Raw genomic sequence first — 25,591 nt, 5'->3', positions numbered from 1 at the left:
TAACCTTTCTTTATGCTTTGGTGGCTATACAACTTTGAGTTAAAATATCATGTAAATTTAAACGATCTTTTCTTACAAAACTGACAAATAAACCAAAGAGTAAGCCAAAACTTATAATAAATATCACATATCTTAGTAAAATTCTAAGAAAACTTAGTTTCTTTCCCGTTTTTATATCAATAAGATATAAATCATATGCTTTAAGACCTGGGCTTTGTGCCTTTTTTGTTAAAAAAATAGCTTGAATCAAACCAAATAAAAAAGTACATAAAGTTGTGATAAAATGGTTGTTTAAAAAAGCTTCTTTAGAGCCTAATATAAAATAAAATAAATATAAAATAGGAACATAAATAAGAAAAATATCTATAAGCAAAGCTCTAAATCTTAACCATCTAGAGCTAATTTTTGCTTTAGTTTTCATTTAATTTCCACGACTTCCTGGTTTTATGGCTTTGCTCCCTTTTTTACAAAGCGGACAATTTGTTTCATCATAAATTTCAAATTCAAAATTTCCTAGAGTAAAGAGTGGTAAATTTTCAGGTAATTTCGCATTATCTTTTCTTGGAGATTTTAGATTTTCTACCGCACAAAAACCACGATTTGCTAATGCTGCAAAACCTACAACAATGCCACCTAAACTTTCAATGATTTTTGCACTCTCTAAAGCACTACCACCTGTAGTAATGATATCTTCACAAATTATAAATTTTTCACCCTTTTTTACTTCAAAACCACGTCTTAAAGTCATTTCTTTATTTACTCTTTCAGTGAAGATAAAACGTTTACTACAAGCTCTCGCAAGCTCATAACCTGCTAAAATTCCACCTAAAGCAGGAGAACAAATGCTATCAAATTCTATCTTATAGCTTGCAATAATCTTTGCAAGTTCATCACAAAGTTTTGCTGCTAATTTTGGATCCTCTAAAACTTTTGCACTTTGAAGATAAAATTGCGAATGTTTACCTGAACTTAGTAAAAAATGCCCTTCTAAATAAGCACCACAATCTTTATAAATTTGCTCTAAATTCATCGTTAAACCTTTAAAAGTTCACTTTCTTTGCTTTTTACACTCTCATCAATTTTTGTTGTATAGGTGTCGGTAAGTTTTTGCACTTCATCATAAGCTTTTTTTGCTTCATCTTCGCTTATTGCCTTATCTTTTTCTAGTTTTTTAACTGCATCGTTGGCATCTTTGCGTATATTTCTTATAGAAACTTTTGCCTTTTCACCCATAGCTTTAGCTTGCTTTACGTTTTCTTCTCTTTGCTCTCTAGTCATCGGAGGGAAAAATAATTTTACACTTTCGCCGTCATTGTTTGGATTTACACCGATATTTGCAGCTGCAATAGCACTTTCTATGGTTTTTAGTAAAGGTTTTTCCCAAGGAGTGATGCTAATAGTTGAAGCATCGCTTGCTAAAACAGTTGCTACTTGATTTAAAGGAGTTTGAGTTCCGTAATAATCCACTGTAATATGATCTAAAATATGGGTATTAACTTTTCCAGTTCTTAAAGTGGTGAAGTCTTTTTTTAAGGCTTCTAAAGATTTTTCACTTTGGGTTTTTTGTTTGTTAAAAATTTCACTTAGCATTATCATTTCCTTTAATTATTTACTTGAATTAACATCGCTTGGAAGTTGTGGTGCACTTGGAGCGATAGAATTTGTGTTTGGGGTAGCAGGCACAATAGGAGCGCTTGGAATAGTAGTGTTGTTTTCTACTTTAATTTTCTCTGCTAGAGAGTCCTTGCTAGCTTTATTGTATAAATAACCAAGACCAATAGTATTTGCAATAAGTAAAATTCCCATAATAAAGGTAAATTTTGCTAAAAATCCAGCCGGTCCTTTGGCGCCAAATAAACTTTCATTGCTTCCACTATAAGCTCCAAGTCCTATACTTGAACTTTTTTGAAGTAAAACTGCTATACAAATAACTACAACGATGATAAATTGTAAAATGATTAAAAGAGTGATCATTGAAAATTCCTAAAAGTTAATTTTTAAATGATTATTTTAGCTAAATAAAACTTGAAAAGTTTTGAAACTTGATAAGTTTTTGTGAGAAAAATCCCACAAAAACTTATCTGCTATTGAAGCTTCTTAAGATATTAAGTAAAGATACGAAAAGATTAACAAAATCAAGATAAAGTGCTACTGCACCTTCGATTGGAGTTTCATAATTTCCGCGGATAATATTTTGCGTATCATAAAGAATGTAAAATGAAAATAATATTGCAGCTACTGCTGAAATAGCTAGATTAACTATACTGCTTTGGAAGAAAAGGTTTAGTAAAGATGCTGCTACAATAACGATTAATACTATAAATAAAGCTTTACCCATAACAGTAAAATCTTTTTTTGTATTCATAGCAAATACACTAAGTCCTGCAAAAGCAACCGTTGTTAAAGCAAAAGCTTGAGCGATGATAATTCCTCCAGCTGGTAGAGCTAAAACTGAAATAAGTAAAGGTGTAAGCGTTAAACCTGAGCAGAAAGTAAAACCAAAAAGTAAAACAAGATTTAATGGAGCCTCTCTTTTTTTCCATTGCAAAGCAAATAAAAGTCCGATTTCAACAGCAAAAAGGATCCAAAAAGTTACTTGTGATTGTATAAAAAATGATGCTAAAGCAAAAATTCCTACATATGCACCTACTGTTGCAGCTAATAATGAAGCAGCAAAAAGTTGATAAGTTTGTTTAATAAAAATACTTAATTCGCTTGAGCGTGTATTTTCAAATTCTTTTGATCTTGAGTAGTCTCTATCATAAAGACTCATAAAATTCTCCTTGCAAAATTGTTAGATTTTTTAAAATCTTGAGCGAAATCTAACATATTAGACTAAATAAAAAGTTAATTTATATAATATCTTAATGCTTAAATGAAATCTTTGCTGAAATTTTGTTATAATTTCAAGATTTTAGTTTTAGGTTGGTTTTATGGAAAATCTTATTAGCGGTGCGATTAAGTTTATGCAAGAAGACTTTAAGGAGCATGAAGAACTTTTTGAAAGTCTAAAAAATAAGCAAAATCCCCATACTCTTTTTATAGGTTGTTCTGATTCTAGAGTAATTCCAAATTTGATCACTAATACGGGTCCAGGTGAGCTTTTTGTAATACGAAATATTGCAAATATAGTTCCACCTTATCGCGTTGGAGAAGATTACTTGGCGACAACTTCAGCAATAGAGTATGCTTTAAATTCATTGCATATTAAAAATATCGTCGTTTGTGGCCATAGTAATTGTGGAGGTTGCAATGCTCTTTATTATTCTGATGAAGAGTTAAATAAAATTCCTAACGTAAAAAAATGGCTTACTATGTTAGATCCGATAAAAAAAGATGTGATGATTTTTGCAAGAGACGATTTGGCTATGCGTTCATGGCTTACAGAAAAATTAAATTTAGTAAATTCTTTGCAAAATATACTTACTTATCCAGGCGTGCAAGAAGCTTTAGATGAAGGAAAAATAGAAGTACATGCTTGGTATTATATTATAGAGACAGGTGAAATTTATGAGTATGATTTTAAAGCAAAAATTTTTACTTTAATACAAGATAGGAAAGTTCAATGAAGAAAATTATTTTTAGTTTATGTTTTTTTATTTTATACCTTGGAGCACAAGAATTTAAATTTATTGATGCGAATATTAGTAAAGAAGATGAAGGAATTTATGCTTTAGTTGAAAAATATGTTGATCTTAACAATCAAATTAAAGAATTTAAGAAAAACAATGATGAAAATTCAAGCACTTTTAATGGTATTTTAAGTGAATTTGAAAAAGACAAAAAGACTATTTTAGCAAAAATACCCGATATGATAGTAGGACAAAAGATTAATGAAGAGGCAGTGGCTAGATTTTTAAAAGCAAAAGAAAAATTACTAGATGTTCAAAAAAAGAATATTAATAAGCCTTACATTTATACAGATGCCACTCTTAATCTAGTTTATTTTAACATTGTGGAAAGTTTTTATTCTTCTTTGTTTGAAGTGGAAAAACTTTTTAAAAATACAGCAAGTAGTGAAGATTTAATTGCTACTGTTGATAAGGCAATGGAAAATTTACAAAATTCTTCTAGTGTAAATTTAGATAGTTTTAAAAGCAAAATTACAAATCCAGAAGAATTGGAAAAAATTACCCTAAAAGAAAGATATATTGCTAACGCTCTAGATTCTTATTCTGAAATTCTTAAGTATTTACGATCAAATGCAGATTTGCTTGAAAGTAATTATATTTTTTCACTACTTGAGCTTCAAGTTTGGATAGATCGTATAAATGAGGCAATTGGGGTAAGTTTTGTTAATATCGGAAAAATAGTAATTTCTGCTTTGGTTTTAGTATTTTTTATATCTTTAAGACGTTTTTTTGCAAATATAGTATATTTTTTCCTTGTTCGGCTTTTTTATAGAAATAAAAATGATGTAGATGATATTAAAGTTATTTTTATTGAGAATATTAAAAAACCAGTGAGTTTTTTTCTGATTGTTTATGCTATTTCGATTTGTCTTACTATAACAACTTATCCTGCACCTTTAAGTATTAATTTGAGTAATTTTTTCCACATAATTTATGCGGTTTTGATTGCATGGCTTATTTTAAAAATGCTTGATGGTTATGGAATGGTACTAGTTTCTAAGCTTGCTCAAAAAAGCGGAAAAAAAGAAGTTGTAAATTTAATTATTAAAATTTTATATTTTGTTATTATTATCATAGCTTTATTATATATCCTTGCTCAGCTTGGTTTTAATATTTCAGCTATTATTGCATCTTTGGGAATTGGTGGTTTAGCTGTTGCTTTAGCAGCGAAAGATATAATTGCAAATTTCTTTGCTTCTATACTTTTACTTTTTGATAATAGTTTTAATCAAGGAGATTGGGTAGAGGTTTCAGGTATAGAAGGAACAGTAGTTGAAATAGGACTTAGAAAAACTACTATTAGAACTTTTGATAATTGTCTCGTATTTTTACCAAATTCAACTATTATGGGAGCTAATATCAAAAATTGGAGTAAAAGACGCATGGGTCGCCATGTTAGAATGTATTTGGGTGTTGGTTATGATGCTACTCCTGAAAAATTAGATCAATGTGTAAAAGATTTGAAAGAATTTTTGGATACAAGTGATTTGGTAGCTCACGATGAGGATAGTGCATTAAAATATGGTGATCATACGACAAAATATCGTCAAAATCTTGTATCTATTAACGATTTAGAAGGCTATAAAAATGCTTGTTATGTGGCTTTAAGCGAATTTGCAGATAGTAGTATTAATATAGAGCTTTATTTTTATACCAAAAAAATAGGCGCAAAAGATTTTAGGGAAGCTAGACAAAGCTTAATGCTTGAGTTTATGCGTATAATCGAAAAAAATGGTTTAACTTTTGCTTTCCCAAGTCGCAGTATTTATATAGAAAATTTACCACCTCTTGATTTGCAAGCAAAAGCTATAAAATAGCAAGATTTTATCTTGCTATTTTTTAAACCGGCATAACGCGTATATTTGGACTTAATTCTTCTTGTAAAATCGTTTCAATAGCATAAAGTGTCGCACCACTTCCACTAGAACAACCACTACAAGCACCAAGATAACGAATATAAACGTCAATTGCTGCACCTTCAGCCTTTTGTATATCAATCACTTCCAAATCTCCACCATCATTATGAAGCATAGGGCGAATTTCAGCATCTAAAACACTTTCAACTGCTTTTAATTGTCCTACTACGGTCATTTCATCAAAAGCCACATCACTTTTCATTGTATTTTTGAGTTTTTCTCTATCCATCTCGGCTCTGGTTTCAGCTAAAATATCTACAAGGTAATAATCTCTTTTTTCATGTCCGCCTGGTTTGATACAGGACTTGCAAAAAGCACCTGCTTTAGTATATTGTGTGATTTCTTCTACACTATGCAAATCATTAAGTTTAATCACTTCTTTAATAGTTCCAAGACTTACTCTAGCGCACTCACAAACTATAATTTGATCTTCAAAATCTTCAGGACTTATACCTTTATAATGAGCTGCTGCTTGTTTGATTACATCATAAGCCATAACCGAACAGTGCATTTTTTGAGGTGGAACAGCTGGAGTTTCTGGATTATCACGCATAGCAAATTCCACATCTAAATTTGTGATTTTTACTGCTTCATCTACAGTTTTTCCTATGCAAAGATCTACCATAGTATCACTACTTGCTATAGCTGTACCACAACCAAAACTTTTAAATTTTGCATCGATAATTTTATCAGTTTTTTCATCTACAAGCCAAAAAAGTCTTACTGCATCACCGCAACTTTCTGCGCCAAAATCAGCTACGATCAATTTTGCATTGCGTGCTTTAGCATCTTCTTCGCTAAATTCTCCCATATGTTGAGGATTATTCATTCTATCTTGAACTTTTTGTGAATACTCATCCCAAATGGATCCACCAATTAAACTATTTTTTCCCATTTTTCATCCTTATTTGTAATTATTTGGATTATAAGCATAAGTACAAGAAATTGCTCTTAATCTCTGTGTTGCATTTTTAATTTGTTTTGCTGCATAATCAATTTCTTCTTCAGTGTTAAAACGTGACAAAGAAAGTCTTAAAGCTGTATGCGCTAAATCATGCTCCGCACCGATAGCTTCCATAATAGGATTGCTTTCTAAAGCTTCACTTGCACAGGCTGAGCCCGTACTTGCAGCTATACCATTTTTATTTAAATCCCAAAGCATTGCTTCGCCTTCAACACCTTTAATACTTGCTAAGATTGTATTAGGCACACGGTGTTCCCTTTTTCCAACCACTGTTGTATCAGGCAAGGCTAAAATTTGATCTTCTAGTTTATCTCTTAAACGGCGTATATGAGAATCTTCAAAATCAAGCATAGTATTTGCAATACGCAAAGCCTCGCCCATAGCCACTATATAAGGCACATTTAAAGTTCCACTTCTACGACCACCCATGTGTTCTCCACCGTGTAAAAGTGGAGTAAGTTTAAGTCCTTTTTTTATAAAAAGTCCACCCACACCCTTTGGTCCATGAAATTTATGCGCCGAAAATGAAGCAAAATCAACTCCTACTTGAGTCAAATTAACCTTTATTTTGCCTACTGCTTGAGTAGCATCTGTATGAAAAAGAGCGCCAAATTCATGTGCAAGTTCCGCCATCGCTTTAATATCAAAAATCATACCTGTTTCATTATTTGCCCACATAACACTTACAAGTGCTGTTTTATCGCTAATCACTTTACGTAAATCTTCTACAGTAGAAACCCCTTCTTCATTTACAGGGAGTTCTATGACTTTTACTCCAAGACTTTTTAAAAAATAAGCAGCAGCGGTAACAGCAGGGTGTTCTACGCTAGAAATAATCACTTCGTTGCGTTCCTTATCTAAAATATGATCAAAATACACACCCTTAAGCACCCAGTTAATGCTTTCTGTTGCACAGGATGTTACAACTATATCATCTAAGTCATTTGCTCCAAGCCCTACATAAAGTTTGTCCAAAGCTTCTCTTAAAGCAGGATGTGTTGTGCTTCCATATTGATGAAGGCTATTTGGATTTCCATACATATCCTTTAAAAAAGGTAGCATCAACTCATAAGCATTAGGATCAAGCATCGTCGTTGCATTGTTATCTAAATATACTTTCACTTTAAAATCCTTAATTTATCCTTAACTTTAATTAGGATATTTTTTATCTTTATTCGAAAATGGATAATAACAAAAATTTATAAAAATTAGGTTAAAAATTATAACAAAAATAAAATGTTAAAGTAAAATTTTAAAGTGAAATATTTTGTGAATTTTATATAGTAAAAATGAGAAATACTATTTCTTAAATTTTTCTTCGTAATACTTTACTATTTTTGAATCTTCTTTGACTGTATGTTTAAAGATAAAATCTTGAACAACGAGATCTAGCTTTTCAATCATTATATTTACAAATTTAGCTTCACTGATGATAATTTCTTCAATTTCTAAGATAATTTTTCTGTGAATTCTTGTATGATGGTTGATATAAGGATATTCTATTTCTCTCATAAAGGCTTCTTCATCTGAAAAATGTCTATTGATCATTATCAACAACTCTCTTAAGACAATTTTTAATTCTTTTGTTTCAACATGACGTTGGCTCATTAAAGAGAGTTTTTTAGAAATTTCAAAAAGTTCTTTATGTTGATGATCTAAAAGATCATTATTCATTGAAATAATTTTTTCATTATAAATCATGGTTTTGAGTGCTTTTATATTTATATTTTTTCGGGAGCGAATTATAATGTTACAATACTTAAAATTTTATTAATTACTCATATAAAAATTATTATTATTGAAATATTTATAATTTATATATTTTTTGTAAAAATTATTTTAAACCATCACAGACATATAAGAGTTTAGAATTTTATTTATATTTGCTTGTTTTTGGCGACGATCTAGAAAATTTTCTATAGAATTAGAGCGTAGTTGATTTACCTCTTCTAATCTTTGCGTGTCTTGACTTTGGTTTTGATATTGTTTTTTAAAAGCATCAAAATCATTGCGAGTTTGATTGATATAAATTTGAAATATTGAGCTTGAATTTGCAAATTCTCTTAAATCCATATCTTTTTGGTAGTTAATATATTGTTGAAAAAATACAGATAGTTTGTCTTGAGTACTTGTTTTTTTATCTATGCCATTAACATAAAGATAAAGATCAAAACTCATCTTTTTTTCATTTTCTTTTTTAATGTAATCTTCTATATCCATTTCGCCTTTAAGAATTTTTTGTAAATTTTGATGAGAGCTCAGTTCTAGAGTGACAGGTTTCATAAAAAAGTTAAATTCTTTTTCATTTTGGGTTTTTATATCATGGTAGATAAAATTCATTAAAAGACCAGATTTTGATACTTCTGCATTTTTAGTTAAATAAGGTTTTAAAATTTCATTAGAAGAAGTATTTTCTATGGCTTTATTAAAATGAAAATTAGTTATTTTATTATCTAACATTAAAGTATTTAAATTTGTGATATTGCTTAATGCCAAATCAATTTCTTCTTGATTGTTGTAAATTCTTGAAATTTGGCCTAAAAATTCTCCATTATCTGTTGAAAAACCTGATGATAGTTTTGAAATAAAATCGCGACTTAAATAAGCATTATCATCTTGTAAAAATTCTGAATTTATGGATTTTAATGAACTATAATAGCTATTTAAAAGATAAGGTAGATCAATTTTATTGTAATTTAAAATTTCATCTTGTTTCGTGAGTTCTTTTGCTATGCTTCTAACGCTTTTAATGTTGATGTCATAAGATTCTGGTATATTGGCAATTTTATTTAAATCTTTATTGAAAAAACCTTCTTCATTGATTCTAAATCCAAATTCACTAGTATAAGTGGTATTATTAAAAATATAACTTAATTGTTCTAAGCTATTTTCATTTCCTTCTTGTTCTAAAGCTTTGCTATCTTTAATCAAATTTAAAGCAGAGCTATTCTGTAAAGGATTAGATAAGGTTAAATTTTGATACGGATTTGCCGAATTTATAGTCATTTTAAATCTTTCCAAAATATTGCTGATTTTTTTATAAGCAAAAGGTGTGCCAAGTTTTTTAAAAATTAAATTCAGTCAAAAATTAGAAAAAATTTGATAGTATTTAGCTTTTCTTTTAATTTGAAAAATAAAAATTTATCTAAATAAGGAAAGCGTATGCCAAAGATGAAAAGCGTTAAAAGCGCAGTTAAACGCTTCAAAGTAGGTAAAAATAAAATCAAAAGAGGCTCAGCTTTTAGAAGTCATATTTTGACTAAAAAACCTGCAAAAAGAATGCGTGATCTTCGCACAGCTAAATATGTGCATAGCACAAATGTAAAAGCTGTTGAAAAAATGCTAGGAATTTAAGTTTTTGACTAAAAGTCATTCAAACTCCCCTCTGAGATAAAATTTCAAGGGCAAGCTCCAAATTTGGACGCCACTTTATGAAAGGAAATAAAAATGGCAAGAGTAAAAACAGGTGTTGTTAGACGCCGCAGACATAAAAAAGTTTTAAAATTAGCGCGTGGTTTTTATAGTGGACGCCGCAAACATTTTAGAAAAGCAAAAGAACAATTAGAAAGAAGTCTAGTCTATGCTTATCGTGATAGACGCCGCAAAAAAAGAGACTTCCGTCGTCTTTGGATTGTGCGTATCAATGCTGCTTGTAGGCTTAATGATTTAAGTTATTCAAGATTTATCAATGGTCTTAAAAAAGCAGGCATTGAACTTGATAGAAAAATTCTAGCAGATTTAGCTATGAATGATTCTGCTGCTTTTGCAAAAATTGCAGAGGCTGTAAAAAAAGCACTTTAATTTTTTTAGTGTAAGAATTTCAAGATTTTTGATTTCTTGAAATTCTTAATTTTTTAGTATTGATTTAATTTAGCTAGAACATCTTCATAACATTTGAGTTGATTTACATTTTTTTCAAAATCTTTGCCGACATTGCTTCTTTGTTTTAATTTATCTGAAATTTCTTTACCTGAATTTATAAGATTTGAAATGATTTTGGAAAATTCATTGGATTTATCCCTTATAAAATTCATTTCTTGAGTACTAGAATTGGAACTTTTTGCAATGGATTGTATGGTCTGAATAACTAATTTAATGGCTCCTTCCATTTCACCTAGACCCATTTGGGTATTTTCTGAAAGTTTTCTAACTTCATCAGCTACAACTGCAAATCCACGACCAAGTTTTCCAGCTCTAGCAGCTTCTATACCTGCATTTAAAGATAAAAGGCTAGTTTGTTCAGCAATCCCTGAAATAAGATCTAAAATACTATTTAATTGATCTATATTTTTCAAAGAAGATTGCACTTCTTTTTCTAAATTCATTTTTTCTTCACTTTGGTAAAGGTTGTATTCTAGGTAGTTAGTGAAATTGGTAAAACTTTTACTAATGGTTGTAAGACTTCTTCTTATATTTTCAAGTTCTTCAAAAATTTCTTTAAATATACTTGTATTTTTATCAATTTCTGATGTATTTTGTTTGAGTTGATTTAAAATTATTTTATTAATCTCATTTGTCATTTCTAGTTTTTGAGCTCTTATATTAAGATAATAGTATTTAAAATCGCTGTATTTTTGTATGAAAGTTTTTAAATATCTAGGTTTGAAATCATTAAAATTTTCAACTTCATAAAAAAATATTGCCACTAAACTTTTTGCAATTCCCACTCCATAAATTTCCCCAAAACTAGAAAAACCAACTATAGGAAAATCATTAAAATGGATTTGATTTAAATGTTCTTTGTTGTGAAGTCTTCTTAAGATACAATCGTTAAAAATTGCTCCAAGTGGTTTTGGTTTATTAAAAGAAAATTTTTCGTAATCTTTTTTTATGGCTTCAATAAAATTTGTTTTTTTAAGCAAGCTTAATTCTTGAGCGCTTTCTATATCACAATAACTAAATAATGTTTTATCTGGGTTGATTTCCATGGGGGAAATAAGATAGTCTTCTCCAATTTTTAAAGCAAAAGTATATTCTTGCATTTTATTTTAAGTTCTTCAAAAGTACAGTTAAAATAATTGCATAAAGCTTCAACCGCGTTGATGGATTGAAAGGTTTTTTTATCAATAAATTCACGTACCGTCCTATCATATAAGCTTGCATCAAGTATGGTAAAGGTAATGTTGCTTTGAGGATTGAAATTTTGAGACTTCATTAAATCAAAACGATATTTAGATTTAAATTGGACATGTATGCTTAAAGCTTGATTTTTTAATATTTCTCCATTATAAAATATAAATGTTCCGCTAAAGTCCATATTTCCACTAGATCCACCTCCTACTAAAGCACAAGGATAGGGGTTGTGTTTGTATAAAAGTTCTAAAAGAGAACTTTCGCTTTGACTTAAACCATCATAAATTAAATAATGCAAAGTATTTGTGCAGTGTGCTTCAAAAGGTATATTTATAGATAAAACTTCTTTTTCTATCAGTTTTTTTCTTTCTGTATAATCTTTTATATTGCTAAAAAGCTTGATTTTATTTGTGCAGAGATTTTCTATCATATCTTCGCTAAAAAGCATCAAACTTATTCCTTGGATATTTTGTTTATAAGGGCTGTTTTCAATGTTTGAGTTAGAATCAAGATTGCACAATAAATCAGTAGCACTGCTTAAGATGATATCACATTGCTCATTTATAGAATTTTGAATCTTATTTCCTATGATTGCTAGGTTAAGTTGATACGACACAAAACCTATGATTAACTTTGGCTTGATATTTATTTTTTTTAATTTTTCTTCAAGTTCATTTTCTTGAAGAAATAGAGCTTCTAAAGCTTTTTTACTCTCTTCTTTTTGCGCTGAGCTTTTATTTTTAAAATTAAAAAACATTGATTAAACTCCGTTAAAATTATTTTAATTTGTTAGTTAATTAAAAATAATATAAAATTTTAGTATTTATAATTTTTATTATATCTTAAAGTAACAAAAAATGTAATAAGTAAATTAAAATTTAGATATAATCATAAATTATAATAATACTAACTTCAAGGATAAATCAAATATGATTGGAGATATGAATGAGCTTTTATTAAAAAGCGTTGAAGTATTGCCACCTTTACCCGATACTGTAAGTAAGTTAAGAAAATATGTGAGCGAGGCTAATTCAAATATAGAAACCATGAAAGTTGCTGAAATCATTTCAAGTGATCCGTTGATGACGGCTAAGCTTTTGCAACTTGCAAATTCTCCTTATTATGGTTTTACAAGAGAAATTACAACTATAAATCAAGTGATTACTTTATTAGGTGTTGGTAATATCATCAACATAGTTACTGCTGATTCTATTAAAGATAGTTTTAAAATAGATGTTTCACCATATGGTTTGGATACTCAAGTTTTTTTAAGAAATTGCAACGAAGAGGCAACTTTTATCACAAATTGGCTCAATAATGAAGATAAAAAACTTTCTCATCTTTTAGTTCCTTGTGCAATGCTTTTAAGACTTGGCATTGTTATTTTTTCAAATTTTCTTATACAAAATCACAGAGAGAAAGAATTTTTAACTTTTTTAAATGAAACTAAAATTGAAAATATTGCTTTAGCGGAGAATGAATTTTTAGGTGTAGATCATATTTCTTTCTTGGGATTTTTGTTGCATCGTTGGAATTTTGATGATGTTTTGATTGAAAGTATATGTTTTGTTCGCACTCCTCACGCTGCTCGCGAAGAAGTGAAAAAATCCGCTTATGCTCTAGCAATAACAGATCATCTTTTTGCTCCACATGATGGCTCTTCTCCATTTAACGCAAAAGCTGCAGTTGCTTTACTTGAAGAGGCAAAAACTCAAGGAATTAATTTTGATTTAAATAATCTTTTATCTAAGCTTCCTAGAAAAGCTAAGGAAAATTTAAACAAAGAAGATTAAAGAGCTCTTTTAGGGCTCTAAATTGTAGTGATGAAAAGTTTAATCTTGCCTCCTAATGAATTTTTAGATCACTATATTTTAAACGCTGAATTTCATCGTTTTGCTGGAATTTCAAAAAATGCTTATAAATTTTGGAAAAATGTAGAAATAGGTAGATATCAAGGAACAAGAATTGTATTTTTGCATAGGAATTGCATTTTAGAAAAACATCAGCAAGCTTTAAGGCAATGTAGCGGTTTAAATGGTTTTGTATTGGCAAGTGCTTTTTGTTCTTTTACTGGGTTAGCCCCCTCTCATTTAGTGGAAAAAAATAATTCTTCTATTTATAAACTTTTAGAGCTTAAGGAGATTTGTGGGATTAAATTTGTTAATCTAAAAAAATTTTATGATTTTTTAGGGCTAAATTATCATCAGCATATTTATATAGAAAAATGCCATTTTTTTAGTCCAGCTCCTTTTGAAAAGCGTATTAAAATCACTGAGAGTATGTGCGTTGGGTATTATTAAGATATAAATTACAAGCCCTGTGAAGACATTGCTTGTAATTTAAAGATGAAAATTTTGTATTTTAATCCATCTCATAAAAATCATCATCATTGTTATCATCATCGTATTCGTAATCATCATCATCGTAATTATAATTTTTATGGTGATTTTGTGGATATTCTTCATCTTCGTTTTCATAATCATCGTAATTTAAATCTTCTTCATCTTCATAAGCCATTGTTTTCTCCTTAAATAAAAATACAAAGCTTATTTTATCTTAAATTTGTTTGGTTTTGCTATAATTTTTATAATTTTTTAAAAGGTGAATTTATGAAATTAAGTCATTTAGATGAAAACAATCATCCTAAAATGGTAGATGTAAGCGATAAAAATATTACTTCAAGAATAGCCACAGCTAGTGGTATGATATATATGAGTCAAGAAGCTTTTGATGTAATTAAAAACAATACTGCAAAAAAAGGCCCTGTTCTTCAAACAGCTATTGTTGCGGCTATAATGGGGGCTAAAAAAACAAGTGAAATTATTCCTATGTGCCATCCTTTGATGCTTTCTAAAGTCGAAACTGATATTGTGGAATTTGTTAAAGAATGTGCGTTTAAGCTTATTGTAACAGTTAAGTGTGAAGGTAAAACAGGGGTTGAAATGGAAGCTTTAAGTGGGGTTAGTATAGGGCTTTTAACTATATATGATATGATCAAGGCTGTAGATAAATCAATGAGGATTACGGATATAGTGCTTGAAAGCAAAGAAGGAGGCAAAAGTGGTAAATTTGTGCGATCTTAAAAAAGAACCTCAGATCAATTATCCTACTTTTTGGGACTATAAGGTAATTTTTGAGGTGCATGTTAGGGCAAGTGAAATTTTTCAAGAAATTTTAGGTCAAAGAGAATATAAATTTGAACATTCGAATTCAAGTGCGAGCGGAAAATATCAAAGTTATTTATTAAATGTTTATGTTGATAGCAAAAAAGATCGTTTGGATATATTTGATAAATTAAAAGCTAAAGCAAAATTTGTACTTTAAGAAAGAAGGAAAAATGAAAAATACTTTAATTATTTTTGAAAATTCTTTATCAAATCTCGGTAAAGATGAAGCAAGCGATTTACTTGAAGACTTGAGTTTTAATCTTGCATATAAGCAAATTTCACATAATCCTCATGAAACAAAAAAAGTTTTAAATTCTCTTTTGGTTGAATTTTTAACTATTTTAAAAAAACTTGATTTTTGTGACGATGAAAATGTTTCAAAGGTTATTAAGGCTCTAGTAAAAGCAAGTGTTGCAGATGCTCAAAATTCGCTTTATGAGTATATTAGCGAAGCTGAATTATTAAACAAACAGATTGAAAATCAAAAGAATTTGATTAAAAATCAAATCAGTGATAATTTTTTTGATTTTGAGAATATTTTACAAGAATATTCTTTTTGTAATGAATTTAGCGATGGTTTAAATGATGCTATTTTATTTGATATAGAAATGCTTGGAATTTTAAAAGAAACCGCTGAAAGTGCTTTTTTAACCACATTAGAAAAGGCTGAAGATATAGAACTTACAAGTAGCGAAATAGCTAAAAATCTCGTATACAATGCTATTTGTGAAGCTCATTTTGAAAAAGAAAGAATTTTAAAAATTTCAAGTATTATTTTAAATACCGCTTTTGAAATAGCTAATGAATCTATGGCTTATGCAAAAGATCTTTGTTTAGGCGTGATTAAAGGTACAAGAGATGGTATTGTTTTAGCAATGGAAAAATTTAAAGCTTCATTAACTTATGCAAATTTTGAAGAAGATGTTAGTTCAAAAAGTAAAGAACTAATAGGTATAGAAGATGATTTTATTGCTCTTTTAAAAAAAGAGATTCAACTGCAAAATGATCCTTGTAAGAGTATAGTTGAGAATTTGCTAGAACATGAACTTGATAATCTTTTTGCTAAATTTAGACGTCTTGCGAGTGAAAGTAGAGAACAGCTAATACTAGTTTTAAATGATATTAAGAGAAATCCAAAGATTAATGATTTTAATAAACTTACTCAAAGAAAATTAAATCATTTTAAACAGGAAATTTTTGAATTAGAAAAAATTGCTAGTGAAAAATACAAAGATTTAAATTCTAAAAAAGCTAAAAAGCTCGGTGTAAGACTTTGGGAAAAAGCAAAAAAATTTGTTAAAAAATAATATCCCATTTTTGGGATATTAAATATCTATTTCTATACCTACAGGTGCGTGATCAGAGCCAAAAATATCATCTCTTATGAAAGCGTTTTTAAGTTTATCTTTTAAACCCTTTGAAATGAAAAAATAATCAATCCTCCAGCCTACATTTCTTTCTCTTGCTTTCATTCTATAGCTCCACCACGAGTATTTTTCTTTGATTTCGCCATTAATTTCTCTAAAAGTATCTATAAAACCAAGTTTTAATAAATCATCGATCCAAGCTCTTTCTATAGGTAAAAAACCTGAAGTGTTGGCATTGGCTTTTGGATGGGTAAGATCGATTTCTTTATGAGCGGTATTAACATCACCACAAATGATAATTTCAAACCCATCCTTTAAAAGCTTATCTAAATACACTAAAAAATCTGCATAAAATTTCATCTTAAAATTTAAACGCTCTTCATCTTTTTGACCATTTGGAAAATAGATATTAAAAAGTGCGATATTTTTAAAGCGGTGTTCTAAAACCCTGCCTTCTTCATCATCAAAAAATTCACATTTTTTTACTTCGCTATCAAAATTACAAAGACTCATTACCCCAGAATATCCTGCTCTTTTGGCAGAATTAAAATACATGTGTTTAAAAGGATATTCATAAATTTTTTTAGGAAATTTATCTTCATGTGCTTTGATTTCCTGAAAACCTATAAAATCAATCTTTTCTTGTGCTATCCAATCAAGTGCATTTTTATCACAAATGGCTCTTAAGCCGTTAACATTCCATGAAAGCAGTTTCATTATTTTCCTTAAAATTTTCATTAAAAGTGTAAATCATAACATAAAAAGATTTAAAACTACAATCCATTTAAAAAAATTCAATAAAATTAAAACCTTAAATTTAAAGGTGGGATTTATATGCTTAGATTAACTTGGTTTTGGTTTACTTTCTTAAATTCTTTAATGATTGCAATATTAAATTTTAATTTATTTGAATTTGTGTATGAAAAAAACAATCAAAATTGGTTTATAACTTTTGTTTTTATTATAGCTTATTTTGCATTAGTTCACGTGGTTTGCTCTTTACTTTTTATAAAGTTTTTTACTAAATTTTTTTCTATACTGTTTATAATATCATCTTTTTTAAGTGTTTATTTTATTAGTTTTTATGGAGTGCTTATAGACTCTGATATGATACAAAATGTTGTTCAAACAGATATCAAAGAAGTAAAAGATTTGTTAAATTTAAAATTGATCTTATTTATTGTTTTGGCTTTGTTGTTGGCTTTTTATGTTGTTCAAGTGAAAATTGATTATGGTAGTTTTAAATCCCATATAAAAATTAAAATTATCAATATAGTATCAGGTTTGATTGTGGTTAGTGCAGTTTTAATCCCTTTAAGTAAAACTTTCTTGCCTTTTTTTAGAAGCTATAATGAAATAAGAATGTATAATACTCCTTTTTATCAATTTTATGCCGTATATCGCTATTATGTTCGTTTTGTAAAAGCTAAGCCAGAATTTAAAACTATAGCTAATGATGCTTATAGAGAAAATAATCACACTAAAAAAATTTTGGTTTTGGTAGTGGGTGAAACCGCTAGAGCAGCAAATTACTCTTTGGGTGGATATACTAAAAATGATACCAATTTTTATACTAAAAAAGATAATGTAGTCTTTTTTGATAATTTTTCATCATGCGGAACAGCAACAGCGGTAAGTTTACCTTGTATGTTTTCTATATCCAAGCGTAGAGATTATTCGAGTTCAGAATTTCAAGAAAATGCCATGGATATACTTTATAAAACAGGTGTAGATGCTGCATGGTTTGATAATAATTCTGGTGGTTGTAAAGGGGTTTGTGATAGATTAGCTTATAAACAAAAGCTTTCTAGTGATTTGGATGAAAATTTACTCACTCCTTTTAAAGAAAAATTAAATCATTTGAGTGATCAAAATATAATAGTTCTTCATTTGCAAGGTTCTCACGGGCCAACTTATTATAAACGCTATCCAAATGAGTTTAAAAAATTTACTCCAACTTGTGATACCAATGAACTTTCAAAATGTGATAGTAAGGCTTTAATCAATACTTATGACAATACTTTGCTTTACACAGACTATCTTTTAAGTGAGATTATAAAACTATTAAAAGAGCAAAAAGATTATGAAAGTTCTTTATTTTATCTTTCAGATCATGGTGAAAGTTTGGGCGAAAATGATATTTATCTTCATGGTATGCCTTATGCTATAGCACCAAGTTATCAAACTCATATTCCTGCTATTTTTTGGAGTAATGATGAAAAATTAATGAATTTAGCTAAAGAACATAAAAGTTTAAAACTTTCTCAAGATAATCTTTTTAGTACTCTTTTAGGATATTTTGATGTAAAAACAAGTGTTTATGAACCAGAATATGATTTATTAAATCCTAAACTTAAGGCAAATCCATGAAGCCTAAATATCATTTTTTAAATAACGCAAGATATGCTTTAGAAGGGGTTTTTGCTTTATTTAAAAATGAAATGGCGTTTAGAATTGAACTTTGCATTATTATCCCTGCGATAGTTTTTAGTTTTTTCTTAAAAGTTAGTTTTTTGGAACATTTGTTATTGGTAAGTGTTTTAATACTTATCTTAATTATAGAAGCTTTAAATTCAGCTATTGAAGCTTGTGTTGATTTGATTACAAATGAATGGCATGAAAAGGCAAAAATTGCTAAAGATTGTGCGAGTGCGGCAGTGTTTTTTAGTGTGCTTTTAGCTCTTTTTGTTTGGGGTTTTATTTTATATAGCATTTACTTATGAAATTTGAAAATTTAATACGAGAAATTTTAGGAAAAAAGCGTTTTGAATTGTTAAAATTTTTATGTGAAAATGCCGATGAAAATGGTTTTATTATGATTAAAATCAGTGAGCTTGAAGAAAAATTACATCAAAGCAAACCCACTATCATTGCTACTTTTAAATTTTTAGAAGAAAAAAAGCTTTTTAAGCGCCTTAAGAATGGATTTTATCAGCTAAATATAGGAGATAAAAATGATACTTAAAAATCCTTTAGATATGCATTTGCATTTAAGAGATAATCAAATGCTAGAACTTATTGCACCTTTGAGTGCAAGAGATTTTTGTGCAGCTGTGATTATGCCAAATTTAATCCCTCCGCTTTGCAATTTAGAAGATCTAAAAGCTTATAAAATGCGTATCATTAAGGTTTGTAAAGATGAAAATTTCACTCCTTTAATGACACTTTTTTTTAAAAATTATGATGAGAAATTTCTTCAAATTGCCAAAGATGAAATTTTTGGCATTAAGCTTTATCCAGCAGGAATTACAACAAATTCAAATGGTGGAGTTTCAAGTTTTGATATAGAGTATTTAAAACCTACTTTAGAGGCTATGAGTGATTTAAATATTCCTTTGCTAGTGCATGGTGAAACAAATGATTTTGTCATGGATAGAGAGGCAAATTTTGCTAAAATCTATGAAAAATTAGCAAAAAACTTTCCAAAATTAAAAATTGTAATGGAGCATATTACCACTAAGGTTTTGTGTGATTTGCTAAAAGATTATGAAAATTTATATGCGACAATCACTTTACATCATTTAATCATCACTTTAGATGATGTTATCGGAGGTAAAATGAATCCTCATCTTTTTTGTAAGCCTATTGCAAAACGCTATGAAGATAAAGAAGCCCTTTGCGAGCTTGCTTTTAGTGGCTATGAAAAGGCTATGTTTGGAAGTGATAGCGCGCCTCATCCATTGCACGCTAAAGAATGTTGCGGTTGTGCGGCTGGAGTTTTTAGTGCTCCAGTGATTTTACCTGTTTTAGCTGAATTATTTAAGCAAAATAGCTCCGAAGAAAATTTGCAAAAATTTTTAAGCGATAACGCTTGTAAAATTTATGATTTGAAATTTAAAGAAGATAAAATTTTAACTTTAGAAGAAAAAAAATGGCAAGTAGCGCAACAATACGGCGATGTAGTGCCATTTATGGCAGGGAAAACTTTAAATTTCAAAGTCGCAAATTAAAGGAAATTAATGCTAAAAGCTTATCTAGAAAACATAAAAGATATTTCTATCAATGATAAGGAACACACACATAGAACAGCTTTGCAAAATTTATTGCAAGCTATAAAAGACAATCAAGACAAGCAAAATAAAATCTCTATCAAACAAGAACCAAACAATGACAAAGAAGGTAGAGGCGCTCCAGATTTTTTAATTACAAAAGATTTTCTAACACTAGGTTACATAGAAAACAAAAGAGTAAATGCAAATCTTGATAACATCATAACAAGTGATCAAATTTTAAAATACACAAAATTAAGCCCAAATATCATTCTCACAGATTATTTAAGATTTATATTATTAAGTTTAAATGATAAAAATGAAATTATCATTTGTAAAGAAGTAAAAATTTGCTCTCTTGATGAGATTAAAAGCATTGTTAAAAATCAATCTTTACTAGATACTAAAACACAAGAGTTAAACGAACTTTTTAGCATATTTTTTTCTAAAATCCCAAATCCCATAAATTCAGCTTTAGATTTTGCAAATCATCTAAGCCTAAGAACAAGAATTTTAAAAGATGAGCTTTTATTATCAATTGAAAATGAAGCATTGATAAGTTTATTTAATACTTTCAAAGAAACACTTTATAAAGAATTATCCTATGAAGAATTTTGCGATTCTTTTGCACAAACTTTAACTTATAGCTTATTCTTAGCAAAATTAAATAACGATACCGCAAAAGAAATTGATCTAAACAATGCTAAAAAATTCATACCAAAATCATTTCCATTAATCCGTTCTATGAGTGGATTTTTAGATGATAGTTTTGAAAATTTAGAAAATATAAAATGGCTTTTAGAAGAAATCATAAATATTATAAATCATATAGACATTACAAGCATTATTAAAGAATTAAACAAAACAGGCGAGAAAGACTTATTTAATCGTCCTACTATTTTATCTACTCACAAAGATCCTTATTTGCACTTTTATGAAACATTTTTAGCAAGCTATGATCCAAAGCTTAGAGAAGTAAGGGGAGTGTATTATACTCCTGCGCCTGTAGTAATTTTCATCATCAATGCTGTTGATGAAGTTTTAAAACAAGATTTCAATCACAAAAAAGGATTAAGTGAAGCTTTAGATAAAAATATAACCTTGCTTGATTTTGCCACAGGCACTGGCACCTTTTTACTTGAAGCTTTTAGAAAAGCCTTAGAGCCTATAAACAAAAATAGCGTTAATTACAATCTAAAAGCTTTGATAGGCAAATTTTGCGGTTTTGAATTTTTAATAGCACCTTATACTATAGCGCACTTAAAACTTTCTCAAAGCTTCAAAGAAGAATTTAACTCTCCATTAAACGATGATGAAAGTTTTAAAATAGCACTAACAAATACTTTATATTCTAAAAGCATATCTAAAGAACAAAATGATCAAAACACGCTTTTTACTCTCATTGATCTAACAAAAGAATTCAAAAAAGCACAAAAAATAAAAGAAGAACAAATTCTAATCATCACAGGCAATCCACCATATAGTGGAGCAAGTAGTAACAAAGGCTTATACGAAGATGAGATTAAAATAAGCTATGGTTTAGAACCAAGCAAAGCAAATCTTAGCAAAGAGCAAAAAGAATATATAAATTTATATTTTCAAGAAAAAACAAAGCAAAACACAAGCACTTTTAAAGCCATATACGAAAAACACAAACTAGAAAATGAAAAAAATCCAAAATGGCTTTTAGATGATTATGTAAAATTCATACGCTTTGCCCAAAGCAAAATAGACTTTCAAGAAAGTGGAATTTTTGCTTTTATTTCAAATAATAGCTTTTTAGATAATCCTACCTTTAGAGGTATGAGATATTCTCTAATGCAAAGCTTTGATAAAATTTATATACTTAATTTACACGGCGATACTAGAAAAAAAGAAAAAGCTCCTGATGGAAGCAAAGATGATAATGTCTTTGATATCATGCAAGGAGTAAGTATAAATATCTTTATAAAACAAAATTCAAAAGCTAAAAATACAAAAATTTATTATCATGATTTATACGGCAAAAGAAAAGATAAATACGAATTTTTATATGAAAATAACTTAAATTCTATAAAATGGACTTTAGTTAAAAACAACGAGCCTTTTTATCTTTTCTTGCCACAAAATAATGACTCGTTAGAAGAATACAACAAAAGCATAAGCGTAAAAGATATTTTTATGTTATCAAGCGTAGGGATTGTTAGTGCTAAAGATTCTATATTAATATCAACCAATACTGAAAAATTAAAACAGCAAATTCATGATTATTATAATGAATTTGATAAGAAAAATATAAAAGAAATAGCATACAGACCTTTTGATACACAAAAAATTTATTATGATATAAAAAAAGTGGAAAGACCTAGAATTGAAACAATGGAACATTTTTTAGAAAATGAAAATATAGGATTAATTTGTGACAGAGGAACAAAATTAAATAATATTAATAATATTTTTATTAGTAACAAAATCATAGATTTGCATTTAGTGGGTAGTGGTAGCTATATTTATCCACTTTATCTTTACCCTACAACTAGAAGTAAAAAATTCCTAAAAAAAGAAAATCCAAATTTTAATGAAGAAAATTTCACTTCAAAAATAGAAAATTTCAAAGAAAACTTTAGAGCTTTCATAGATGAGCTTTACAAAGAAAAATTCTCACCTGAAAACATACTAGGCTATATCTATGCTGTGCTTTTTCATAAAAACTATAGAGAAAAATATCTTGACTTTTTAAAAATTGATTTTCCAAAAATTCCTTTTACAAAAGATAAAAATACTTTTAAAAACTTAAGCAAACTAGGTTTAAAGCTTATAAATTTACATTTGTTAAAAAATAATGAGTTAGATTTTAATGTAGGTGAAGCCTTGTTTAAAGACATTAAAAATAAAAATTTCAAAATACAAAAAATCAAATATAACAAAGACACAAAAGAACTTTTCATAAACGAAAGTTTGTATTTTAACGAAGTAAGTCTTGAAATTTATGAGTTTAAAATAGGTGGTTATGTTGTGCTAGATAAATACTTAAAAAGCCACAAAGAAGAAGACATAGATCATAAGCATTTTACTTTGATCATACAAACTTTAAATGAGACTTTAAAAATACAAGATGAAATTTCAAAAATCAATCTAGCATAATTTGTTAGATTTTTATATATTTATTAACAGGAATGTTTTTCTATAGTCAAGATATTTATAATTATTTAATTCTGTAGTTCTTGCATATTTAAAAAAATAATCAGATGATTTATAAAATATGCAAAGGATTTTCAAAATTACCTTTATAAATCTGTTTCAGCTAAAATAGCTCTGAAGAAATTTGCAAAAATTTTTAAGCTATAATGCTTGTAAAATTTATGATTTGAAATTTAAAGAAGATAAAATTTAACTTTAGAAGAAAAAGAATGGCAAGTGCCAAATGTCTATGAAGATAAATACAATCAAGTCGTGCCTTATATGGCCGGAGAAATTTTGAAATTTCAATTAAAACATTGATTTTCCACCTTAAAGGTGGAAAATTTAAGCTTTATTTACAAGAGCATCTCTGATATCTATAACAAGATAGATTACAAAAAAACTTAGAAATAAAGCAATAAAACTGACTATCAGCGACAATAAACCAGCTAAAAATCCAATGCTAAACATCATAAAAAGAGAATAAAGCAAAGCTACAACAAAACTTATCACTGCAATTGCATCAAGAATCAAGCGTCCAAATTTGATGATTAAATTTTTAACCATTAAAAACTCCTTTGAAATAATCGGTGAAATTGTAATAAGTATAAGCTTAATGTTTTTATAAGTTATTTATAATTAAAAGTTTTATTTTGGATTCTATAGTTTCAATAATATCATTTTCAACAAAAGAACTTACAGTTTCTTTAGAAGCTGTGATTTTGTTAATGTTTAAATGCCATAGAGCATTTTCTATAGCCTCTTCTTTCGTTCTTTGAACTTTGCGTGTTTCATCAAAAACAATCTTATGAAAAAATATATTTTTTTCTAGTAAATAACTTTCTAAATCTTTTTTATAAAAACCTTTAAATTCGGTATTAAAATATTTAAAAATCGGATCTAAAAAATCACTTTTTCTATAATCAGCCCAACCAAGATAAATTTTTGTTTTAGCTAGATTTAAGAAATTTGTATAATCTTTTTCATTTTGTAAAGCAGGGGACATACTTAAAAATGCAAGGTCAAATTTAGCATTAGGATTGTTTTGCATCCAAGTTTCAAAGCTCAAATTTTCGCATTTTATATTGTTAAGATTTAGTTTTTTGGCATCTTCTTGTAAAATTTCAAGCATAGCATTTGCACTATCTAAGGCAAAAATTTCTTTAGCCTCTTTAGCTAAGTGTAAAGTCCAAACTCCAGTTCCACATCCTATATCTATAATGCTTTTATTTTGAAAAGAAATCTTTAAATTTTGTAAATATTCAAAAGTTTGCTTTTGTATGGTGTTTAAAGTGTTTTGATATCTTGTGTAAGTTTTGGCTTTTTTATCCCATAAATTCATATATTTTCCTTGATAAAATATATAAAATCATAGCATAAATTTTTAAAATTCAAGCCCTTTTTTGGGCTTGAATGACTAATTAAAACCTCTTCTTCTTAACATCTTCTAAGATATTATTAGCTATATCACTTACTGTACTAGAAATAATAGCTGATTCATTAGCAATTTCAACATTATCTTTAGTAGTTTGATCAATTTGTGCTACGCTATCATTGATTTGAGTAATACCTGCAGTTTGTTCTTTAATACTTTCTGCCATATCATTGATAGATTGAACAAGTAAATTAGTATTAGCTTCTATTTCAGATAAAGATTTTTGTGTTCTTTCAGCTAGTTTTCTAACTTCATCAGCTACAACAGCAAAGCCTCTACCATGTTCTCCAGCACGTGCAGCTTCAATAGCTGCATTTAAAGCTAAAAGATTGATTTGATCTGCAATATCTCCTATAATACCTGTAACATTTTTAATCTCTTCAGATTGAGTGATAACATCACTAGTCTTAACTGAAACATTTTGCATAGAAGAAGTGATCTCTTCTAAAGCTGCTGCAGTTTCTTCTAAAGATTGAGCTTGAGAATTTGAAGAAGTGGTTAAGCTTTGAACAGCAGTTTGTAATTTTCCACTTTCATTAGCTAAAGCATTAGCAAAGTCTGAACTTTGTTTTAGCATTTTAACTATTTCATCGCCTAAAGCATTAGTAGTTAATTCAACACTTCCTGAAGCATTAGAGATTTTATTTCTAAAATCTAAGCTTTTGTATTCTTCAAATATTTTATGAATAACATTCATATCAGAACCTACTCTAGCTTGTAAAACATCAAGAAGTTTATTTAGAACATTTTTAAGTTCAATAAGTTGCGGGTTTCTTGGATTAGCAGTAATTCTTGCTGTTAGATTACCACCTTCTACAACTGATACGGTTTGAACTGATTCTTTAACGGCTTGATTGTCTTGTTCTAAACCTTTTTTAGTAGCAAGGAT

The 25,591-nt window shown here is 28.5% G+C and carries 28 protein-coding genes and 3 pseudogenes; 15 read left to right on the top strand and 16 right to left on the bottom strand.

The window, feature by feature from the left end; genetic code table 11:
- Positions 1 to 10 precede the first annotated feature (10 nt).
- The 5 genes from AJ939_RS06920 to AJ939_RS06900 form a co-directional block, all read right to left on the bottom strand.
- Positions 11 to 421, bottom strand: coding sequence for an RDD family protein (locus tag AJ939_RS06920; RefSeq protein WP_002870659.1), 411 nt, complete (start codon positions 419 to 421; stop codon positions 11 to 13).
- Positions 422 to 1,030, bottom strand: a complete 609-nt coding sequence (gene pyrE / locus AJ939_RS06915; protein WP_002854423.1) for an orotate phosphoribosyltransferase — start codon at positions 1,028 to 1,030, stop codon at positions 422 to 424.
- A 2-nt stretch (positions 1,031 to 1,032) separates the two neighbouring features.
- The gene (gene frr / locus AJ939_RS06910; protein WP_079460285.1) at positions 1,033 to 1,596 is read right to left on the bottom strand and encodes a ribosome recycling factor; all 564 of its coding nucleotides are present in this window, start codon (positions 1,594 to 1,596) and stop codon (positions 1,033 to 1,035) included.
- 9 nt (positions 1,597 to 1,605) lie between these two features.
- Positions 1,606 to 1,974, bottom strand: coding sequence for a preprotein translocase subunit SecG (gene secG, locus AJ939_RS06905; RefSeq protein WP_070233472.1), 369 nt, complete (start codon positions 1,972 to 1,974; stop codon positions 1,606 to 1,608).
- A gap of 103 nt (positions 1,975 to 2,077) precedes the next feature.
- Positions 2,078 to 2,773 carry a Bax inhibitor-1/YccA family protein gene (locus AJ939_RS06900; protein WP_002851668.1) on the bottom strand — a complete coding sequence of 232 codons (696 nt, stop codon included), beginning with the start codon at positions 2,771 to 2,773 and terminating at the stop codon, positions 2,078 to 2,080.
- 160 nt (positions 2,774 to 2,933) lie between these two features.
- Between AJ939_RS06900 and AJ939_RS06895 the strand changes: the two genes are divergently transcribed.
- Complete coding sequence (locus tag AJ939_RS06895) at positions 2,934 to 3,569, top strand: carbonic anhydrase (RefSeq protein ID WP_002851887.1); 636 nt, start codon at positions 2,934 to 2,936, stop codon at positions 3,567 to 3,569.
- Positions 3,566 to 5,449, top strand: a complete 1,884-nt coding sequence (locus AJ939_RS06890) for a mechanosensitive ion channel family protein (protein ID WP_070276450.1) — start codon at positions 3,566 to 3,568, stop codon at positions 5,447 to 5,449. Before AJ939_RS06895 ends, AJ939_RS06890 begins: the two co-directional genes overlap by 4 nt.
- Positions 5,450 to 5,471: 22 nt before the next feature.
- Here the strand turns inward: AJ939_RS06890 and AJ939_RS06885 are convergent, their stop codons facing one another.
- From AJ939_RS06885 to AJ939_RS06870, 4 genes are all read right to left on the bottom strand, one after another.
- Complete coding sequence (locus AJ939_RS06885) at positions 5,472 to 6,443, bottom strand: iron-sulfur cluster assembly scaffold protein NifU (RefSeq protein ID WP_002861028.1); 972 nt, start codon at positions 6,441 to 6,443, stop codon at positions 5,472 to 5,474.
- A 9-nt stretch (positions 6,444 to 6,452) separates the two neighbouring features.
- Positions 6,453 to 7,634, bottom strand: coding sequence for a NifS family cysteine desulfurase (locus AJ939_RS06880; protein ID WP_070276448.1), 1,182 nt, complete (start codon positions 7,632 to 7,634; stop codon positions 6,453 to 6,455).
- A gap of 177 nt (positions 7,635 to 7,811) precedes the next feature.
- Complete coding sequence (locus AJ939_RS06875) at positions 7,812 to 8,213, bottom strand: hemerythrin domain-containing protein (RefSeq protein ID WP_044778739.1); 402 nt, start codon at positions 8,211 to 8,213, stop codon at positions 7,812 to 7,814.
- Between the two features lie 138 nt (positions 8,214 to 8,351).
- Positions 8,352 to 9,518 (bottom strand): hypothetical protein, encoded by a 1,167-nt coding sequence (locus AJ939_RS06870; protein ID WP_070276446.1) that lies wholly within the window; start codon positions 9,516 to 9,518, stop codon positions 8,352 to 8,354.
- A gap of 156 nt (positions 9,519 to 9,674) precedes the next feature.
- Between AJ939_RS06870 and rpmI the strand changes: the two genes are divergently transcribed.
- Together rpmI and rplT are read left to right on the top strand one after the other, a co-directional pair.
- Positions 9,675 to 9,866: a 50S ribosomal protein L35 gene (rpmI, locus tag AJ939_RS06865; protein ID WP_002777995.1), complete on the top strand. Its 192-nt coding sequence runs from the start codon at positions 9,675 to 9,677 to the stop codon at positions 9,864 to 9,866.
- Positions 9,867 to 9,959: 93 nt separating this feature from the next.
- Entirely contained in the window at positions 9,960 to 10,313 is a 354-nt protein-coding gene (gene rplT / locus AJ939_RS06860; RefSeq protein WP_002861032.1) for a 50S ribosomal protein L20, read from the top strand.
- Between the two features lie 53 nt (positions 10,314 to 10,366).
- On the opposite strand, the gene AJ939_RS06855 is transcribed toward rplT, so the two are convergent.
- Together AJ939_RS06855 and AJ939_RS06850 are read right to left on the bottom strand one after the other, a co-directional pair.
- Positions 10,367 to 11,440, bottom strand: a complete 1,074-nt coding sequence (locus AJ939_RS06855; RefSeq protein WP_222555548.1) for a methyl-accepting chemotaxis protein — start codon at positions 11,438 to 11,440, stop codon at positions 10,367 to 10,369.
- Positions 11,441 to 11,469: 29 nt separating this feature from the next.
- Positions 11,470 to 12,342: pseudogene (locus tag AJ939_RS06850) on the bottom strand (FIST N-terminal domain-containing protein).
- Positions 12,343 to 12,514: 172 nt separating this feature from the next.
- On the opposite strand from AJ939_RS06850, the gene cheP reads away from it, so the two are divergent.
- Positions 12,515 to 13,378, top strand: a complete 864-nt coding sequence (cheP, locus tag AJ939_RS06845) for a cheVAW transcriptional regulator CheP (RefSeq protein ID WP_070276442.1) — start codon at positions 12,515 to 12,517, stop codon at positions 13,376 to 13,378.
- A 27-nt stretch (positions 13,379 to 13,405) separates the two neighbouring features.
- Positions 13,406 to 13,885, top strand: a complete 480-nt coding sequence (gene cheQ / locus AJ939_RS06840) for a cheVAW transcriptional regulator CheQ (protein WP_079860118.1) — start codon at positions 13,406 to 13,408, stop codon at positions 13,883 to 13,885.
- Between the two features lie 61 nt (positions 13,886 to 13,946).
- Here the strand turns inward: cheQ and AJ939_RS06835 are convergent, their stop codons facing one another.
- Positions 13,947 to 14,102 (bottom strand): highly acidic protein, encoded by a 156-nt coding sequence (locus AJ939_RS06835; protein ID WP_002851965.1) that lies wholly within the window; start codon positions 14,100 to 14,102, stop codon positions 13,947 to 13,949.
- A 92-nt stretch (positions 14,103 to 14,194) separates the two neighbouring features.
- Between AJ939_RS06835 and moaC the strand changes: the two genes are divergently transcribed.
- The 3 genes from moaC to AJ939_RS06820 are packed head-to-tail and all read left to right on the top strand — an operon-like array spanning position 14,195 to position 16,059.
- Entirely contained in the window at positions 14,195 to 14,668 is a 474-nt protein-coding gene (gene moaC, locus AJ939_RS06830) for a cyclic pyranopterin monophosphate synthase MoaC (RefSeq protein WP_070276441.1), read from the top strand.
- Positions 14,646 to 14,909, top strand: a complete 264-nt coding sequence (locus tag AJ939_RS06825) for a DUF493 domain-containing protein (protein WP_002869152.1) — start codon at positions 14,646 to 14,648, stop codon at positions 14,907 to 14,909. Before moaC ends, AJ939_RS06825 begins: the two co-directional genes overlap by 23 nt.
- On the top strand, positions 14,899 to 16,059 hold the full coding sequence (locus tag AJ939_RS06820; protein ID WP_079860515.1) for a hypothetical protein: 1,161 nt from the start codon (positions 14,899 to 14,901) through the stop codon (positions 16,057 to 16,059). The genes AJ939_RS06825 and AJ939_RS06820 overlap by 11 nt, the downstream gene beginning before the upstream one ends.
- Positions 16,060 to 16,077: 18 nt before the next feature.
- Here AJ939_RS06820 and AJ939_RS06815 read toward each other — a convergent pair whose 3' ends face one another.
- Complete coding sequence (locus tag AJ939_RS06815; protein WP_002869154.1) at positions 16,078 to 16,836, bottom strand: exodeoxyribonuclease III; 759 nt, start codon at positions 16,834 to 16,836, stop codon at positions 16,078 to 16,080.
- A 117-nt stretch (positions 16,837 to 16,953) separates the two neighbouring features.
- Here AJ939_RS06815 and eptC point away from each other — a divergent pair, with 117 nt between their 5' ends.
- The 6 genes and pseudogenes from eptC to AJ939_RS10765 all read left to right on the top strand — a co-directional run.
- Positions 16,954 to 18,489, top strand: coding sequence for a lipid A/FlgG phosphoethanolamine transferase EptC (gene eptC / locus AJ939_RS06810; RefSeq protein ID WP_070276437.1), 1,536 nt, complete (start codon positions 16,954 to 16,956; stop codon positions 18,487 to 18,489).
- Positions 18,486 to 18,842 (top strand): diacylglycerol kinase, encoded by a 357-nt coding sequence (locus AJ939_RS06805; RefSeq protein WP_044778744.1) that lies wholly within the window; start codon positions 18,486 to 18,488, stop codon positions 18,840 to 18,842. Before eptC ends, AJ939_RS06805 begins: the two co-directional genes overlap by 4 nt.
- Positions 18,839 to 19,084: a replication/maintenance protein RepL gene (locus AJ939_RS06800; protein ID WP_002861043.1), complete on the top strand. Its 246-nt coding sequence runs from the start codon at positions 18,839 to 18,841 to the stop codon at positions 19,082 to 19,084. The genes AJ939_RS06805 and AJ939_RS06800 overlap by 4 nt, the downstream gene beginning before the upstream one ends.
- Positions 19,074 to 20,069: a dihydroorotase gene (pyrC, locus tag AJ939_RS06795; protein WP_070276435.1), complete on the top strand. Its 996-nt coding sequence runs from the start codon at positions 19,074 to 19,076 to the stop codon at positions 20,067 to 20,069. The genes AJ939_RS06800 and pyrC overlap by 11 nt, the downstream gene beginning before the upstream one ends.
- 9 nt (positions 20,070 to 20,078) lie before the next feature.
- Positions 20,079 to 23,231 (top strand): type ISP restriction/modification enzyme, encoded by a 3,153-nt coding sequence (locus AJ939_RS06790; protein ID WP_070276433.1) that lies wholly within the window; start codon positions 20,079 to 20,081, stop codon positions 23,229 to 23,231.
- Between the two features lie 178 nt (positions 23,232 to 23,409).
- Positions 23,410 to 23,588, top strand: a pseudogene (locus AJ939_RS10765) (dihydroorotase); the annotation flags it as partial.
- A gap of 31 nt (positions 23,589 to 23,619) precedes the next feature.
- Here AJ939_RS10765 and AJ939_RS06785 read toward each other — a convergent pair.
- The 3 genes and pseudogenes from AJ939_RS06785 to AJ939_RS06775 all read right to left on the bottom strand — a co-directional run.
- Positions 23,620 to 23,834 (bottom strand): annotated as a pseudogene (locus tag AJ939_RS06785) (hypothetical protein).
- 55 nt (positions 23,835 to 23,889) lie between these two features.
- On the bottom strand, positions 23,890 to 24,609 hold the full coding sequence (locus tag AJ939_RS06780) for a class I SAM-dependent methyltransferase (RefSeq protein ID WP_070233288.1): 720 nt from the start codon (positions 24,607 to 24,609) through the stop codon (positions 23,890 to 23,892).
- A 79-nt stretch (positions 24,610 to 24,688) separates the two neighbouring features.
- Positions 24,689 to 25,591 (bottom strand): methyl-accepting chemotaxis protein (locus AJ939_RS06775; RefSeq protein ID WP_250540826.1); only part of this gene is annotated, 903 nt, incomplete at its 5' end.

Origin of the sequence: Campylobacter sp. BCW_6889 (assembly GCF_001762535.1) — a bacterium.
Classification (GTDB): Bacteria; Campylobacterota; Campylobacteria; order Campylobacterales; family Campylobacteraceae; genus Campylobacter_D; species Campylobacter_D jejuni.
Note: the sequence above shows the minus strand (reverse complement) of the source record. Positions and strands in the feature narration are given on the sequence as shown.